The organism is Ruegeria sp. CJ2, from assembly GCF_056536745.1.
Genome location: NZ_JBQFQF010000035.1, coordinates 1 through 662, shown reverse-complemented (window position 1 = coordinate 662; position 662 = coordinate 1). Strand labels below are relative to the sequence as shown.

The 662-nt window shown below is 57.9% G+C and carries 1 protein-coding gene; it reads left to right on the top strand.

Going from position 1 to position 662, the window contains the following annotated elements; translation table 11 throughout:
- Window positions 1-662 (top strand): IS3 family transposase (locus tag ACR0MS_RS20430; protein ID WP_480579123.1); only part of this gene is annotated, 662 nt, incomplete at both ends.

The following is a 662-nucleotide window of genomic DNA, read 5'->3' as shown; positions in this document are numbered from 1 at the left end:
AACCAGCTGAACGTTTCCGAGAGACGCGCCTGTCGCGTGCTGGGGCAACACCGGTCCACGCAGCGGCGGGTCCCACAAGGTCGCGCAGACGAAGACCGACTGGTCGCCGACATGATCGAGTTGGCTCGACAGTACGGCCGATTTGGCTATCGCAGGATCGCTGCGCTGCTGAGAGAGGCCGGATGGTCTGTCAGCGATGGGCGAATTGAACGGCTTTGGCGACGAGAGGGGCTGAAAGTGCCAGTGAAACAACCGAAGAAAGGACGGCTCTGGCTGAACGATGGCTCGTGTGTTCGGCTGAGGCCGGAGTATCGCAATCATGTATGGAGCTATGACTTCGTTCATTGTCGAACTGACGATGGCAAAGCTTTTCGGACGCTGAACATCCTTGATGAGCACAGCCGGGAGTGCCTGGCGATTAGAGTGAAGCGCAAGCTGAACTCGGTCGATGTGATCGATGCCCTGACGGATCTGTTCATACTGCGGGGTGCACCCCGCTTCATACGTTCAGACAATGGGTCGGAATTTGTCGCCCAGGTCGTCCGAGACTGGATCGCCGCAGTTGGCGCCCAGACGGCTTACATTGAACCTGGGAGCCCGTGGGAGAACGGATACTGTGAAAGTTTCAATGGCAGGTTCAGGGATGAGCTACTCAACGGTGA